At 54.0% G+C, this 15,366-nt stretch carries 9 protein-coding genes; all 9 read right to left on the reverse strand.

Translation table 11 applies throughout. The features are described from left to right. Positions 1–2,178, reverse strand: a 2,178-nt coding sequence (locus tag AABZ39_19005) for a LamG-like jellyroll fold domain-containing protein (GenBank protein MEK6796870.1), incomplete at its 3' end; no start/stop codon positions are given. Positions 2,179–2,284: 106 nt separating this feature from the next. Next, positions 2,285–3,421: a uroporphyrinogen decarboxylase family protein gene (locus AABZ39_19010; GenBank protein ID MEK6796871.1), complete on the reverse strand. Its 1,137-nt coding sequence runs from the start codon at positions 3,419–3,421 to the stop codon at positions 2,285–2,287. Between the two features lie 114 nt (positions 3,422–3,535). Continuing rightward, positions 3,536–4,366 carry an AraC family transcriptional regulator gene (locus AABZ39_19015; protein ID MEK6796872.1) on the reverse strand — a complete coding sequence of 277 codons (831 nt, stop codon included), beginning with the start codon at positions 4,364–4,366 and terminating at the stop codon, positions 3,536–3,538. Between the two features lie 55 nt (positions 4,367–4,421). Further along, positions 4,422–4,877 (reverse strand): YhcH/YjgK/YiaL family protein, encoded by a 456-nt coding sequence (locus AABZ39_19020; GenBank protein ID MEK6796873.1) that lies wholly within the window; start codon positions 4,875–4,877, stop codon positions 4,422–4,424. Between the two features lie 92 nt (positions 4,878–4,969). Continuing rightward, positions 4,970–6,514 (reverse strand): hypothetical protein, encoded by a 1,545-nt coding sequence (locus AABZ39_19025; GenBank protein ID MEK6796874.1) that lies wholly within the window; start codon positions 6,512–6,514, stop codon positions 4,970–4,972. Between the two features lie 172 nt (positions 6,515–6,686). Continuing rightward, a complete protein-coding gene (locus AABZ39_19030) occupies positions 6,687–9,818 on the reverse strand; it encodes a hypothetical protein (GenBank protein MEK6796875.1) in 3,132 nt (1,043 codons plus the stop codon). Between the two features lie 15 nt (positions 9,819–9,833). Further along, positions 9,834–11,003: a hypothetical protein gene (locus AABZ39_19035; protein MEK6796876.1), complete on the reverse strand. Its 1,170-nt coding sequence runs from the start codon at positions 11,001–11,003 to the stop codon at positions 9,834–9,836. A gap of 19 nt (positions 11,004–11,022) precedes the next feature. After that, positions 11,023–13,938 carry a right-handed parallel beta-helix repeat-containing protein gene (locus tag AABZ39_19040; GenBank protein MEK6796877.1) on the reverse strand — a complete coding sequence of 972 codons (2,916 nt, stop codon included), beginning with the start codon at positions 13,936–13,938 and terminating at the stop codon, positions 11,023–11,025. Between the two features lie 14 nt (positions 13,939–13,952). After that, positions 13,953–15,359: an alpha-galactosidase gene (melA, locus tag AABZ39_19045; protein ID MEK6796878.1), complete on the reverse strand. Its 1,407-nt coding sequence runs from the start codon at positions 15,357–15,359 to the stop codon at positions 13,953–13,955. Positions 15,360–15,366 lie beyond the last annotated feature (7 nt).

Below are 15,366 nucleotides of genomic sequence, written 5' to 3' on the forward strand. Positions count from 1 at the left end.
ATCCGCTATCGTCACCTCGCGGACGGGGCGTGCGTGTTCGAGAAAGTACGATGTCGTCGCATAGGCGGCTGCCGACGGCGATGGATAGAGTGGGAGGGGACACACGGAGGCGCGCACCTTTTTATGATTTTCTTCACACCAGAAGAGCCCGTAATTTTCGCCCAATTGTGTCTGCCAATTATGCCAGTGGAAGATGAACCAGAATGCCTTCTCAAACCCGGGGACCGATCTCATGTACGTCAGAGCCTGCGCTATGACCGCGCCGAAACGCACGTTCTCATCGCTCATCAATGCAAGACCAGGGGCGATAGCCCAACCGATCTCTGATGTCCATTGGCGTATCGGACGCCCCGTTTTCTTCAGCATATCCGAGACCTCAAGGTGAAGTCCGCGGAAATTCATCTCGTCGGGGGTCTGCGCCATGACACCGGGCCTGAAATTCCTGCCATGCGAATACGGATGACCGGTATAGACGTCTATCGCATCAGCCGCTTTCTCGAGCACGGCTTTCGAAAATAGAAACCCCCCGGGCACATCGTCCGTGGGGCCGTTCTTGGTCGCATTGTAATCGCGCCCGCTCACATCGATCCCGAGCACGGGGACTCCCGGGGCTGCGGCGCGTATCTCCTCGGCGCCCGCTTTCAGGAGCGCGGCGTATATCGATGCCCCTTTTTCGAGCGTATATTTATTGTAATGCCAGCATACGTTGTCAGGTTCGTTGATGAGCTCAAAGCCGATAACCTTGTCCTTATAGCGCTCTGCGACCGCGCGAACGAAATTGCGCCAATGGACAATGCCTTCCGGTGTCGCCGCATCGGCGATGCTTTTCCATCCCGTCCACGGCGGGAGCATTTCATCGCGCACTTCGAGCGTGAGTATCACGTTCATGCCGCGCCCGCGTACGGATGCCATCTCCTCATCGCGCTGTTTCCATCCGTCTTCGCTCATACCCGGTTTTACCGCGGCCATGTGCATCCACTGACGATGATTGCGCACACCGATGCGTGCGGACGCCTCGGCGTTGAAATGACTGTTTCCAAGCCCGAAGAACGTGTTCGCATCCCGCTTTGCGAAATTACGCGGCGTATGGACCACGGCGAGAGCGCTCTCCTTTCGGCTTACTACAGCGCCTGCTTCTCTCAGCTCAGCACGAAACGAGGTGTACCCTGCGGATGCAGAAGCGACGGGAACGGATATCGATGTCGTACCCGACGCCGACGCCGCGATGGATCGTTCGATGTCCTCCGTCTCGCCGATGTCGTTCGTCACGCGAAGGAGGAGCGAAAATGTCCGCGGTACGCTTCGCCCGTTTGAGATCACCGCAGTAAGCGATGCCTTTTCGCCGATGAAGGCGATACCCGATGGCGCGGATGATGTCAGCGTCAGCGTAACTGCTGCCGACGCATCATCGCCTATTGCGGACGGTTTGAGTGAGGACGAACTCGGTGCCGCCGGGAGCGCGATGGCGCTTATGTCCTCGCCCCGGAGTACGGGCGCTATTTCGCTTTCGGAGAGCGCTCGCATCCATACGCGGACCGAATCGATGCGCCCCTTGAAGGGGCGTGACCCGCCGACATTCCCGATGACAGTGTTCCCGCCGGACACCGCGGCATTCGGCGGCAATCCCTTCACCCGTGTAAGGAGCTTTACCGTCCCCGCTGAATTCTCGTACGCGCGCATCTCGTCGTTGGCAGTGTCGATGACGACGGCGATCGAGAGCGCCGTTCCCGGTGCCGTGTTCTGGCGCACGGATAGCCATTTCGCATCGTTCTTGCTGTTCATGACCGCGCATATTATCTGGCCGCGCTCGGAATAGATCTGCATGAGCGGCGCCATACTCACGATACGCCGCGGAAGATCGTCGATAACGGCAGGAGCGAACGAAACAGCGACCGTGACCGTATTCCCGGTGAGTTTTCCCGGATAGGTCACCGCGCCGCCGTGCTTTTCATTCTTATCGGCGATGCCGCCGAGTGTTGCCGACATATCAAGAAAGCCGTTCGCCCCGGTCCCGCCGAGTTTCGCCGCCTCATCGGGAAGCGGATTGTCGAACACCGCCTCACCGCCGAGCGTTCCGCTGTTCTTGAGGTCGCCATTGAAAAGGAGCTCTATCGCGGGGCGTTCCTCTGCCGAGAGCAAAGCCGCCGCCATAACCAGTAGACAGACGCTCATTTTCATCGGGATACTCCGTATGGATAATTATCCCATTCAGTATAGCCGCCTGCAGCCATACGGTCAATGGAGAAAAGGGTGCCATTATGGACAAAACGGAATCAATGGCAATTCAGCAGCCGGACACGCCTGCACCGCTTGCAGCCGGCGGGTATTTCCGGATACGTTCACGAAGTGTGTCGTAGAAATACCGATAGTTGTCCCACGACACTTCATTGGTAACGCCGTGATCGAGTCCGGGGAGATAGCGGCCGCTTTCGAGCATGAACGGCACTTTTTTCAATTCATCGTCAATGGCCTTTCGCCCGTGCGCAAGCGCATGTTTGTTGATGCCGCCCGCCATGCCGAGCGATGGATAGCGCCGCCGCACCTCGGTGATATCGAGTCCGAACTGGCTTTCCCAGGGGAACACGACATTCACACCGCCTTCTATCCAGAGCGGCACGAGCGGTCTCTCGTCGCCGTCGCTGTCGACCATGATGTGTTTGCACCCGTTATCGCGGAGCGATCGTGTGAATCGCTTGTACCGCGGGAGCAGGAATTCACGGAATTGATCGGGACTGATGAGCGGTCCGGTCTTATCGCACATGTCTTCCCAGATGAAAAAATAGTCGAGCTTCACCTGATCCTGCATGCGTGCGTAAACGTCTATCCACATATCGCAGAGCGTATCGAGCATTTCATGGATGAGCGATGGATCGTCGTAGAACATCATGACAAGCGGTTCGAATCCCATGAGCTCCCGGAGTGCGCCGAAGAATCCGATGGGAAGATCTCCCGTGTATACCGGCTCAGTGCCGTTCTTCGCTTCCTCTGCGAGTGTTCCCCAATTTGATGGAAATCTTCCGGATGTGCCTGCGAGCAATCTGCTTTTCACTTCGTTCCATGATGCGCGGTCATGCACCGCCCCGGATATCGTCACTGCCATAAGCTCCGAACCCTCAAGATTCACCTCTATGCCGCCCCAGCGATTGCGCACACGCGTTCTGCCGCTGTCATCGCTCATTGTCTCACGCTCATATTCCGGCCATACGAACGTTTTCACCGGGAGATAGGTCCCGCGTTTGCCGTCAAAACCGATGATGCCGCGCACGGTATCGAAGGTAGCGTCCTTTGTGAGCCCCTCGGTTTTCCAGCGAGCAAGCGCCGACGGCCAATTGCATGCGCCCATGATATCCATGAACGGCACGCGGTCGAGCGCATCGCCGTTGAAAAGCCGTACAAATCGTTCGCGATTCGTCAGTTCCATAAAAGCACTCCGTATCGGATCGATGTTCTCCACGGATATAACATATGCATGCACGGCACACTATGCCATCCCTGATATTGCGAAAGAATTGCGATTTTTTGCGGCGGTGATCGTTCAGCTATTCCGTGACAGCGCCTGTCTGAATTGATTCGGCGCCATTCGGTGATAGCGTTTGAACGCATTGTTGAAATATGACAGGCTCGAGAAGCCGGTAGCCCGCGCTATTTCGGTTACGCTCGAGCGGGAATATCGCAGGAGTCCCTCTGCCTTGTTAAGCCGTATCCGGTTGAGGAATTCCACGAATCCCTCGCCGGTCACTCGTTTGAATTCACGCGAGAAATAGAACGTGCTCATGCCGATGGAACCGGCCGCATCGCCAAGACCGATCTTCCGGTGATAATTCTTTTCGAGATAGTCGAGCGCTCTGGCGAAACGAAACCCTTCCTTCGGCGCATTGTGCGCTGACGCACACGCCTCCTCGAGAGAAAGCACGGCGGACACTACCGCGGCCGTATTCTTAACCGTCACACGGGAAAGGCGATCGATCATGGCTCGGGTGATGGTGTTTTTAACAACGGGAAGTGCGCAGAAACGGTCCATGAATGAACGCACCTTCTCTTCCAGAAGCGACCCGGCGAACAGTGAGAGAAAACTTGAAGTATCCAGAAAGAAAAGGATATGCCGCTGCATGGCAGATGCAAGCTCATAGGACTGCATCGCATACGGGCGGATAAGAATGGCCTCACGCGGTTTATATCGATAGCGAGTGCCATCGACCACGATAGTGCCGCCTGCGCCGTTACGGAACCATACAAGTTCAAGGACGCTGTGAAAATGGGACGGGATCTTCTTCTCGCCGGCCTTTGTCACGCCGCGAATTATCTTAAGCGGTTCGTCAACGGGCATTTCCCGGCGTTCGTACAATCGTTGTGAGAGAATATCCATGGCTTTGCGTGATCCGTGTGTTCAACGTGGCCAGTATACCCTCGCAGCGTGGAAATCACCAGAGGGGAAGTTTCACCTTGACCACGCAGACGCGTACCGGCCCGGGACGAACATCCATACAGAGCGGACGATGGGCGTCCTCCGGATAGAGAACTGCGACGATACGACCGGCCATTCGTACCGGCGTTCCGACAGTGTGCTCGCTGTATTTTATCATGTCGCCGGCGTCATCGTACACCGCCGGCGCGAGCATGCTTCTCGGCATCCATTCAATGATGTGACTGCCGGAGAGAACAGATTGCACATCGATGTATGAGCGATGCGTTTCATAGAAGCGCTCTTCGCGCGGCTGTGTCCGAAACGACAGGACCTTGGCATATACATTCCGGCCATCGATCTCAACCTCTCCATCGGGCGTAGTGTCGCTCACTGTCCGCAGAAAGCGAAATGCCGCCGAAAGCCGTTCGTCGGATACGCGAAGCCCGATGTCATCGAGCGATGCGAGTATCATGCATGCCTCCGTGAAACTGTCCCTGTTTCGGGGCTTCGATATGCTTCGTTACGCATGTGATCAGTGATGTTCATGACCGCACCCGGTGCCTTTTATTTCGGACTGTAGCCGTCTTTTCGATAAAGCGCAATTTCCATCCTTCGCACCGTGCATTCGCCCCCGGCTTCGATCGTGAATGTGTTCCAGCCAGGGACAATGAGCGACAGCGGAATGTCGAAATCATGGTACAGACTGTGATCCTTCGGCACCACCTCGCGGTACGGGTTGGGGAACAATTCCCCCGTAACAAGTGTTTCAGTGAGCGTGCTGCCGTTCTTGTCGCACCGTATCGTACCGGTATACGGCTCAGCGGTCTGTATGCGGACCACTGCCCGCGAGAAACCCCGCATGTCGTCATCGGCGATATGCATCCTGACCTCTGCGGGCTTATCCGGCGCCGAAGTGACGGGCAGTACGCGGCTTAATGCGGGATAATGATTCACGCCGACATAATAATGTTTGGCTTCTTTCGCAAGCTTCTTCCTGTCTGTGATATCGCGGAGCGCGCCGAACTCCGGTTCCGTGCGGTCGAGCTTCTTCGCATTCCCGAAACTGTAATCGCGGTAGTAGACGAAATTGAAGAGCGAGATACCGTCGGCACCGCGGTCAAGATAGCTCGCCGCCGTGCTCCGAAGGAGTTCCCTCGTCGGCTTGCGCGAGCTCTCGGCGGAAAGTTCTATCTCCTTGCCCCATTCGGTGCTCTGCGTGAACTCAACGAAGAACTTCGCTTTCGGATATTTTTTTCTGAAGAATTCCATGTCCATGACGCTTGACATGACATAGAACGTAGAAAGCTGCACTATGTCCACCAGCCCTTCATCGAGCCAGGTGGCGAGATCGATGCCGGTGAGGATATTGAGGTCTTCATACCCGAAAATGCGTATGCTGACCGGAATATCCCTGCCGAGACGTTTCAGCATGGCGCGTATGCGGCGCATGAAGTCGGTCAGTATCGGCGCCTTTACATCGAACGGCATGGACTGCGGGAAAAGATACGGCCAGCGCAGGAGATCGATATCGAGACCGTCGACATCGTACTTTTTCATGAGTTCTTCAATGAAGCCGAATTGATAATCCCGCACTTCCTCATGTGCGAAATTGAACGCGTTCTTCTCTCCCCATCGGTCACCCTCTCCCATGCGGAACTGCGGGTTCTTCCGGTAGAAATCCGACAGCCCCGGATGATTTTCATCTTTTTCCTCGTTCCCGTGGCATTCGTTGATCCTGAATGTCAGAAAGAAATCGATATTCTTCTTTTTCGCCTCTGCCAATGACAGCGCGATGGCGTCGTTGCCTGAAAGAATGAAATCCCTGCAGCGGGAAAGCACTTTGCCGACGATGGTGTCGGGGTACGTTATCGTTTTCCCGGTGTTCTGCCAGTACGGATAATGATCAGATACCCAGCCGGGGAGATAATACATGTTGGGGCAGAACAATACCGCATCGCAGCCCGCATCGGCCACTTCGTCGATATAGCCTTTCACCTGGGCGACGCCCACCGGTTTGGTTATATCCTGATAGGGGCTTTGATTGCTGTAAAGGCAGAAGCCGTCATGATTGAAAATGACCTTGTAGTCCTTCGCTTTTTTCGAACTCATATCGCGCCGTCCTTATCTTTCGACTTCCGTTCTTCTTCGAGGAGAACGGGGTATCATTGGAATACCATAGCTGCAGCGCGATGAGAAGGAAATGGATGCCATGGAAGAATCATGGATTTTCAGGAATGAGCGGCGGATAGTCCGGTAAACATCAGAACAAAACGGAACATCCTTACTTATCGGAAAGCACAAAGTCGCGGAACACTCCCGGGTCTTTCGGCCCGCCATGAATGCCTCCGGTCAGCTGCAGCCAATATACCGCTTTATCGTTGGGGTTGTCAGCATCCATGTAGACAACATTCATCTTGAACACTTTTCCCGGCTGCGGAACACCTTTCATTATGGCCGCCCACGGCAGAATGCATTGATACACCCAGCTGTTTTCCCCGGCCTTTCTGACAGTGAACTCCGGCTTGATCTTCCTGTCGGCAAACGGTGAACCTGCAGGGGCGCGGGTAATGATCATGTTCGGCGCATCCTGATACGACATGAAGATCTCGAGGAATCCATCGCCGGATCGACTGATCCTGTCCTCTTCATCAATATTGAGTGAAAAAACCAAACTGTCCTGTTGATACATGTAAAGATTACTGTAGTTCTGAATATGAACATCATCGCGGACTTCCGCAAGAAGGCACATGCCCTTTTCATCCCAGCCGAGCCGGCATTGTACGCTCGCATCAGCGGGGCCTTTCCAGAATGGGAATGCGTCCGGCGGTGAAAGATGGCTTTGCGAATCCAGGATAATGGCGGGAGAAATCGATGCAATTGATTTTAACGCATCGTCTCCCTCCCTCAGTCCGGCGACGCTTAAAAATGCCGGATGTAAGGAAATGTTCACGCTCGCTTCCTTTTCAGCGATATCCTCGATAGAAAATATCAGCTTTGTTCCATTCCTTTCTGAAATTGTGCTGCCGGCAAGAGGCACTCTGTACAATTTTGTCTCCAATGGGTTCAGGCGTATCGCATGATCGACCTGTATCGCGCCCGGGGCATGCAGGGTCAAATCTCTGTTCCTGTTGACCAGGTTCCCTATCTTTAATTCGCAAACGTCAAGGTGGGACATCCTTGCCGAGAGCGCAATGCTCGCCCCGTTCACGCGCGCGGCTTTGACCGAGGAAACGAGGGCATCCGCATTGTTCACGTCGGCGATAAGGAACAACGGTGCATCAGTAAGTGTAAGTTCCGCGGTACCGGGCGGCAGGGAACCGGTAGTGTTCCCCATGAGGTCCGCCGTGCGTACTCCCGTACTCAAGGGGATCGTTACGCCAAGGGGGTCGGCTGCACCTGTCCAGAGCGCAGCGACAACTTCATTTTTTTTACGATACACGCAGACCGGCATATCCTTATGGACAGACAGATATTCCGCATGAACTGCATGTGCTGTCATGCGTGTTGTGGTCGCATACGCAGCAACCACCGGTCTCGGCCATACCGAAGACTCATCCGTGAGTTTGCTGTAATTAGACAGATCCCCGCCACCTTCGGCTTCCCATAAGCCGAAACTGGCCCGGCCCTCGGTCATCTGCATCACGGTGAACATGCACATCTCTTTCAATTCCGGAACGGTCCGTGCAAGCAGAAAAAGCCGTGCTGTCGCCACCGCCATTTTTCTCGCCAGAAAATGATCGACCTCTATGCCGTTGCCTAATTGGTAGCCGATCTCATCATCACCCAGAGAATGTTTCCCGTACGGACGAATAACATCTGCCGCATCGAGCAACTGATCGCGAATATAATCCTCGGGCATCTGTACCGTCTGTCCGGGAGAGAACGTTTTCGGCATCGGATAGAAGTGGGGGCCGAATGAATCTATGTACTTGTGAACATCCGCCAGTATGGCCCGTGCCGCCGGGAATGAAGGCTTTTTTACGATATCCGGTGCCGCGACGCCGACAGCCTCGATTGCAAATTTTTTTCCTGATTCCTTAACTCCCTCGTAAAATGCCCGAACACGGTTCACGTAGTCTATTCTCGGCGCATCAAAATCCATACGCATCGGTATATCGATCTCATACATCAGATTCCATTCACCGTCGAACCTGTCCGCTAATTCCAGTGAAGCGTTTTTTGCGAACCGCTTGAACAGATCGTAGAATTCCGGCGAAAAAGGCGCACGACCGCTTTTTTTACGCGCAGCGATATTCTCCAGTTCCCATTTCGGGGTCACCCATGCATGAACGTATTCCGAGTTCTGACACATGACAAATCCCTTGGTCTTGAAGCCCGCTTTACTCCACCACAAATCTGCTTCCTTGCATTTTGAAAAATCAAATTCCCCCGGGCGGGGTTCACATTCCGACCAGAGCACATACACAGGCATCAACCCGATGCCGATGCGCTTCATGGTGTCGCGCATCCACAGCGGCGCACGAAAACCTGAAGAGCCGAAAAAGGGATCGTTCTTTCCCTCCTGCTGCGGCATGATGCAAAAGCCCCGCACGACCTCATCAACGATCTGTCCCTCAGGAGAAAGAAGATCAATGGTTACACTGAAAAATCCCGTTCTTTTTATTGTCGGCGCTTCAAGACGGCATATACCGTTCGCATCAAGAGTAAGAGGAACGGTTCTTTCAAAAACGGTCTTGCCGTCGAAATCGCGGCATTTCCATTGTATCTTCCAGGCATCGGTACTCGCAGGTGTATTTTTCAGCATAATGTTAATAATGACCGATTCCTCCGGGCTGAAAATCCCCTTAACGCCGAGCGGTGTGACATGAAGTATACCCGGCTTTGCGTTGTCTGCGATGCTTATCGATGCAGCAGTATCGATAAGCTGTACATCGTCAATAAAAACTTCCCCATGGGCGATGTCAAATCGGATAAAGAGACCGCGATCTTTCCACTCCTCAGGCGGAGGCAATTTCTGAACGAATACAAACTTCGTCCACATCGGCTTTATCGCAAAGGTCTCGACCTTGAAATAATGCGGCTTCACATCCGACCGGGTATAGAAAAGCGCCTGCATCGTTTGGCCGTTCATCGGAGACCGGGCATAGAACGAAAGACGATACTCCTTTCCACCGGAAATATCGGCGATCTTCTTTTGAGTGATCATGCAGACACTTTTCGCACCGGGAATGGGCTCGGAATTCAAGCATTTCAGCCGGGCAGCGGTTTTTCCGTTCATAAAGGCACCTTCCGTAGAGGCAACGGGGACGGTGTTTTTATCGCCCGTTCCCGTCCAACCAGCCGGGGCATCCCCGCTGAGCTCTTCAAAGTCGCCGTTCATTATCAGATTACCCGTTCCGGCAAAAAGAAACCCGGTAATGAAAAGCATGAATGAAATTATAAACTTGCACATACAACATCTCCCTTGCTAGATTAGTTCTTCCTCGAACAATACCGACCAGTCATGCAATGGGTACACAATTCCCCTGATCTCGATGGTTATGCCGTCTCCCTGTGAATCGCGCAGATTACCCAGCGCGGGACGAATGTTCCCGTTGCCCCATCCGTAACGCACAACAGCACCGACAGGTACTGATGACGCTGCGATTATTTTCACTGTATCGCCAGCCTCGATGGTGACAGACGATATCGGCAGATCATTTCCTTCTGCGTCAGCCAGGGTAAATCCATAATTCGTTTGAGCGGCAAGCGATACGGTATCGAATACGAGCGGCCCCCGCGGCACATGAAATCGCACCCGCGCAGTGTTTCCCCGTCGAACAGTCTCTATCGGCATGAGCGGCAGCCATGTATCGCCATCGATGATCGTTTTTTTATATACTATCCCCATAAGAGCGCCCATCAATTTCGATCCAAGTGCGCTTAAATGAACACCATCGGCTGCATGCGGCACCCAATAGGTCGGCCCTGCAAGTATCACATCCGTGTACATGCGTGCAGCATCGACGAACGCATGAGCGACATACGGCTTGGCCCCGCGGTAACGATGCGAAGCCATCTGCTGCGCTATGAATCGCGGCTTCATCGTATCGCCGGTAATTGATGCATACGTCGCATCTATCTGATCGAATAAAGCACGCATGGCAGAGAGGTATGCCGAGCGCGACATGCAGCCCCAGCTGTCCGTTTCCCCCTGCGACCAGAGCACGGCTTGTACCCGGTAGGACTTGCCGCAGGATCGCACCAAGCCGTTCCCGTTCGTAATGTGGGCGATGAGCTTCCCATAATATTTTCCGGCCAGATCGGCGATCGAAGATCCGTTGGTGCCGCAGGCCGATGAGAGAAAACAAAGACCGTGTCCCGACGCGCCCTTACCATTCTCGCTTCGCAAGAGCGATCGAATCATTTCCGTCACACCGGTGCAATGAGTCTCCCCCATTGCGACATTGGCATTCGTCTGCTCTGCTTCCGCATGGGCTTTCAGACAGCTGTAATCATTATCTCCTTCCTGAGGACGAAGACCTCCGGAGAACATGAGATCGACAGCACTGTCGGTGTTCGAGACCACCGGGCATGATAACGCACCGAGCGAAAGCGATTGCCCGTACGATATGATATGCGATACCTCGCCGGCCATATTCTTTCCCTGCGTGCAGCTACTTAACCGATATCGTTGCGGCATCGGCATATTTCCCGATGCGGATATTTTTGATCCCCTCATTCGCGGTCGTTACCGTATTCTCTGATATCGTGATATTGCTTGCAGAAATGATACAAATGCCGTGATTCATCTCCTCGCCGAAAAAGCCCTTGCCGTTTCCCAGCGATCCTGCCGCCTTCTCATTTACGATATTGTTCCCGCGAACAACAGAATTGAACATATTCACGAGAACCATGCCCGCGCTCCCCGAATTCACAATGGAATTATTCTCGACGGCTATGTTGTACATCAAGCGTACCGGGGACAATTCACCGCCGTGCGTCATGATAGAAGCGCATATGGTCCCCGGCTGGGATGATGATGCCATACGTATATCAAAATTCCATACGCATTCGGTTAAAGTGTTATTCCGTATCGTAACATCGTGCGGAATGGGCCCCTCCAGCCAATAGAGCTCCGAACTCAGATGGATACCGGCATGCGCGGTGCGCTCATATCTGTTCCCTTCGATGAGACCATGAGCAGCTTTTATCGCCGTACCGCGCCCATTATTGTCGTGGAAATAATTGCTGCGCACGATGAAGCCGTCGCCGTTCGCCATGTCACTCGCCACCATTGCATACCGCTCGGTGGTGACCGGCGCATCAAGGGTCGCGCGCCAGAGCATTCGTACTGGAAAACTGCGCAGCGCCTTCTCTGTCTCCATTTTCATTGCACCGTCAATGACCGCGGCATCGGTGACCGCCTCGAGCGCGGAAATGCGTACCGTGCCGGTGTTCTTCATCGACAGATAATCATAGAACGAAAGCTGTGAACCCACGGCGATGTTCTTCCCGAACGGCGTCAAAAGCTGCACATGGGTATCGTCCTCGGCTTGAGCGACCATGGCGAAATTGCCGCGAATATTGTTCGCATCGTCGCAATTGTAGGCGATCTCGCAGTTCTCTATCGTCGGACCCTTGTCCATCAGGCATGAATGTATGCCGTCGGCATTCCCTGAAATAAATCGCTTCGTGTCCGGACGCCGAACGATGCGGCAGCCGCTGTACCTGTTGGCACCGCCGCCGGCGCCCTCATAAAACCCGAACATGCTCGAGGCGAATACTGCGACATTCTCAAATGACATGCGGGCGCATCCGGAAAGCAAAAATGTGTGCTGATTGATCATGCGCGGGGGGATGACGAATACATCGCCGAGGCCGGCGCTTCCCTTTTCGAGCGAGCGGTATGGCTCGACAAATATCCTGCCGGATATGTCAACTTTTACATATCGCTCTTCAAGCGGTGTGATATCATACGCGCCGACCCATATCTGATGTATCTTCGTCCCGTCCTGTCTGAAAAGAACGCAGTTCTTCCCGAAACGGGCCGTCGATAATCCAAGCATGGGAAATCCATCGATAATGCGCAGGATGATGTAGTTCTGCGGGATATTTATCCCGACTATCACGCCCTCGGTGAATGGAAGCGGGTCGTAATCGACCGTAAGCCCGCGTATCGTGACATTGCTGCAGTCCTGAAAGAACAGACCGCCGCCGCTCTCATCCTCTATCCAGAACGTCGCTCCGGAAGCGACTATCTCCATATTCTTCATCGCTTTGAACACAAGGAGAGTTTTGAGCGCTCCATTGAATCGATAATGCCCCGGGGCGATGACGAATCTTGTATCGCCGCGTGCAGCCGCTTTATCGAAGAGAGCGCGAAACGATCTCGCCGCTCCCCGCTGCGTCGCCTTTACTGCTTCATCCCATGCCGCCATTTCAGGGGGAAGCGCATAGTTCCCCGTTGCTGCGAATGCGCTTTTCTCAAATAGTGATCTCATATCCGTATCAACGCTGAGTGCTTTTGTATTCCCTGAAAGGTCCATGGTGAAATCTATGAATGCAGGCGCGCCCTGATGCTCGCCTTTCCATGCCGGATGTGAATAAAAACCCCGTCGCGTCACTCCGCCGGCGGTATTCGGACTGATAGTGAACTGACCGCCGCTTTCCTGTTCAAGCAGCGGTGAACGTATTTCGCGATCTTTCACAAGTAATCCCGGGCTGAAATCATTGACCGTTTCCAGCCGCGCGATGGTCTTTACCCGCGGGTCCTTTGTATTGTTCCGGTACTCCTCCGGTATCGCGCCCTCGACAACAGCGATGTCACCCCAGGCCCCCCAGTCCCTGGCGGTATTGCTGTTCGGGTCCGCAATGAGACGAATGCTTACCGTCTTGCCCCGAAAAGCGCTCAGGTCCGCAGTGCAGTACTTCCATTCCTGAAGCGCATGACTCGTCGCTGCCAGCAATGTCCGCGGCTTTCCTGCTTCGCCGACCTCGACTTTGAATGTTATCCCGTCGGTGCCTTTCGAGCCATCGCGCATACCGACAAAATAGACGAGCGTAAGCGGGCCGGTACGTACCTCATCCGTCATCGTGCCAAAGGAACCGTATACCCGGACCTTGTTGAGCGTAAGCATATTTTTTGCCGTAAGCCCGACTTTCACATATCGTCCGTGTATCGGTTTTTCAAGCTCTATGGACCAAGACAGCTCCGGCTTGTCAGCGTTCCACGCTTTTGTCCAATTCGCATTATCCTCGGATATCCAGACAGCGAGCGATGCAGCACGCTCCGGGGCTTCTTTTCTGTTCTCGATGTAGAACGATCGTATATATGCCGCCTTGGCAAGCGTTATGAGCATATAGTTATTCTCGCCATCGCCCGTGGTGGCTGCAAATGAATTCTTATATTTGCCGGCACGAGGACCGTCTTTTAACAGGAACTGCTTATCGACGTTCAGGGACGCATGTCCTTCGTTCGTGATATACAGCCCTGCATCCGCGCTCAGATCGATAATGTCATCGGCGAATAGAGCAAGTGATGATAACGCCGCACAAAAAATAAATGCCGTTACAGACATTGCTTTCCTCATAGCACACTCCATCGTCATTGTGATCTTCCTTTGCGCGTCTTCGCTTCTGCAATGGCTTTTGTATACTGCGGGAGCCACCGCTCGCCGGCAATAAGCATATCATCGGTCATCTGCCATATCTCATTGGGATCGAGAACGGCGCCGGTAAGCGGATCCATCATCATGGCCTGACGGAGAAGCATGTCGTTGCCGGAAACAGCTGCCTCAACTGACAGGCGCTGCACGGATATACTCGCAGTGCATACCGCCGCCGCGCCGAGCGGAAGGTCGCCAATAGGCGGCATCTGTATACCCCAGGCATTCACATATCCGGGGGCCTCCACAACGGCATCCGCCGGCAGATTCGTGATGCATCCATTATTGATCATATTGAAATGGCCACGATACGTACGCCCTGTGACAATGCTTTCGATGATCCATGAGCCGTGCTCGACGGAACGGCGTTCAGGGGAGAATATCGTCGGGGGCTCGGCCAGAAGTTTCGGGAATTCCGTCTCGAAGAAATTCCGCCGTTCGCTGCATACCTGCAGATACCCGCCTGCCCTGTCCCATACATTGTCCACATCTATCCACTTCTCTATCTCGCTCTGCCGCTTGCGATACCAGGGGAGATATTCGCTCAAATGTCCGTTCGATTCCGTGGAATAATAGCCGAAGCGGCGAAGCATGTCAATGCGCACTTTTTCCTTTCGCGACAATTCCACGTTCATTTCATACGCTTCGAGCAGATGCGGCGTCATATCCATGCCGCGCCATCGCACCTGTATATACCATGTTTGATGGTTTATCCCTGCGCAGATGATGTCGACATCCTTTTTCTCTATCGTCTCGTTACTCTTCAGCTGTCCGTGTTTTTTTGCCCAGCCGGTCAACGCTTCTGCTATCTGCCGATGTCCGTTCTGCACGCCGTGACAGAGGCCGACGCACGGCACACCGCCGAATTTATTCGCCGCCCATGTCATCTGCGCATTCGGATTTGAATAATTAAGGAGAAGAACGTCCTTTGCGGAAACTTCGCGTATATCCTTACAGAACGCGAGCATCGCCGATATGCCGCGCTGTCCGTACATGATGCCGCCCGGGCCGAGCGTATCGCCGACACATTGATCGATGCCGTACGAAAGCGGTATCTCGATATCGGCAGCGAATGCGTCAAGGCCGCCGACGCGCACCGTATTGACGACAAAATTCGCCCCCGAGAGCGCCGTGCGCCTGTCGGTTGTTTTCACGAGGGTTGCCGGCAGCTGATTCGCCCGTATATCGCGATCGCATATCTGATATACCATATCAAGATTCTGTTCGTTGATATCGGTGAACGCTATCGATATATCGTTGAGCTCCTTTACCGCCAGAATGTCCGCTACCAGTTGGCGGGTAAAACCGAGACTGCCTGCCCCGATGAACGCGATTTTTACCGGCATGACGCTA

The sequence above is a fragment of the Spirochaetota bacterium genome (genome assembly GCA_038043445.1).
In the GTDB taxonomy this organism is placed as follows: domain Bacteria; phylum Spirochaetota; class Brachyspiria; order Brachyspirales; family JACRPF01; genus JBBTBY01.

Excerpts from the sequence above, each read along its gene's own strand:
- AABZ39_19020 (MEK6796873.1), bottom strand. The coding sequence starts at position 4,877 with ATGATACTCGCATCGCTCGATGACATCGGGCTTCGCGTATCCGACGAA.
- AABZ39_19040 (MEK6796877.1), bottom strand. The coding sequence starts at position 13,938 with ATGAGGAAAGCAATGTCTGTAACGGCATTTATTTTTTGTGCGGCGTTA.
- AABZ39_19035 (MEK6796876.1), bottom strand. The coding sequence starts at position 11,003 with ATGGCCGGCGAGGTATCGCATATCATATCGTACGGGCAATCGCTTTCG.
- AABZ39_19015 (MEK6796872.1), bottom strand. The coding sequence starts at position 4,366 with ATGGATATTCTCTCACAACGATTGTACGAACGCCGGGAAATGCCCGTT.
- melA (MEK6796878.1), bottom strand. The coding sequence starts at position 15,359 with ATGCCGGTAAAAATCGCGTTCATCGGGGCAGGCAGTCTCGGTTTTACC.
- AABZ39_19010 (MEK6796871.1), bottom strand. The coding sequence starts at position 3,421 with ATGGAACTGACGAATCGCGAACGATTTGTACGGCTTTTCAACGGCGAT.
- AABZ39_19030 (MEK6796875.1), bottom strand. The coding sequence starts at position 9,818 with ATGTGCAAGTTTATAATTTCATTCATGCTTTTCATTACCGGGTTTCTT.
- AABZ39_19025 (MEK6796874.1), bottom strand. The coding sequence starts at position 6,514 with ATGAGTTCGAAAAAAGCGAAGGACTACAAGGTCATTTTCAATCATGAC.